Source organism: Dietzia sp. Cai40 (assembly GCF_014145165.1).
GTDB classification, from domain to species: Bacteria; Actinomycetota; Actinomycetes; order Mycobacteriales; family Mycobacteriaceae; genus Dietzia; species Dietzia natronolimnaea.
The window spans coordinates 1-1,251 of sequence record NZ_JAALEB010000071.1; the positions used below are offsets into that span (position 1 = coordinate 1).

Genomic DNA, 1,251 nt, shown 5'->3' on the forward strand with positions numbered 1-1,251 from the left:
CGGGGGCCGGTGGGGTCGAGGAGGGCGCGGCCGCGGGTGAGGACGCCGCAGAGGACGGCGGCGACCGCGCCGAGGGGGACGCCGAGGAGTCCTGATCGCCGGCCCGGCCCGGCAGTCGGTCAGAGCCGGTCGAACCTCATATTCTCCCGGGGGGTGCCGACCGCCACCATCCCGCGGACGGTGGCGCGCAGCATCTCCGGCGACCCGGCCAGCAGCACCTGGCGATCCGCCCACGAACCCCAGCCGGTCACCACGTCCACCAGCGTCCCTGTCTGACGCCGGTGCAGTGTGCGGGGCAGGTCCTGGCGCGCGCCGGCCCACCACGGGTCGGTGTCCTGCTCGGAGACCGGTTGGATGGTCAGCCACGGGGCGGTGGCGGCCAGGTCGACGAGCGTCGGCAGATCGTAGAGGTCGCCGGGGTGACGCGCGCCGTAGAACAGGTGCACGCGCGGGTTGAAACCGTGGCGCATCATGTCCAACAGTAGGCAGCGCAGCGGGGCGATGCCGGTGCCGCCGGCCACCATCAGCACGTCGCGGACGGGTTCGGTGCGGTCCACCTCGAGCAGTCCGAGCGGCCTCGCCAGGACCCACCGGTCACCCACCCCGACCCCCCGGACCAGGGATCCGCTGAGCGCACCCCCGGGGACGTCGCGGACGTGGAACTCGATCTGGCCGGCCGGGTTGGCCGGGATCGACGGGCTGAACCGGCGCCACACGCCCGGTGTGTACGGCGTCAGGACGCTCAGGTACTGGCCCGGGTGGTAGTCCACCATCACGTCGGAGATCAGCCTGACCACCACCACGTCGCGGGTCGGCCGGAGGACCTCGACGACGGTCGCGCCGACCCTCGCGGGTCCCTGGCCGTCGGCCGCGCCCTCCTGGAGCGCGGTCGACAGCGCCCGGTACGCGGTGCCCAGAGTGGTGGACAGTCGGTCGTCCCAGCCGCGGCCGGCCAGGTGGCGGAGAGTGCTGGCGAGGGCCTCGCCGAAGCGCTGGTGGTGGCGGGGGGAGAGCTCGAGTTTGCGGTGGTCGGCGCCCAGGTGGCGGGCGAATTCCACCACCTGGGCGACCTCGGCCTCGTCCCCGTGGGCGTCCTCGACGGTCTCGAGCGCCCACGTCATGGCGCGGACGAACTCGCCGAGCACCCCGGAGGCGTCGCGGGGGAACAGTTCGCGGAAATCCGGGTCGGCCTCCCGCAGAGCACGGGCGAACAATTCGATGAAGCGCGGGTCGGCGAGGAGGTCGCGGAGG

Annotated in this window: 1 protein-coding gene; it reads right to left on the reverse strand. The window is 73.6% G+C overall.

Features of this window, described 5'->3' with window-relative positions; all coding sequences use genetic code 11:
* Positions 1 to 119: 119 nt before the first annotated feature.
* Positions 120 to 1,251, reverse strand: a 1,132-nt coding sequence (locus G6022_RS03495; RefSeq protein WP_182691010.1) for an FAD-binding oxidoreductase, incomplete at its 5' end; no start/stop codon positions are given.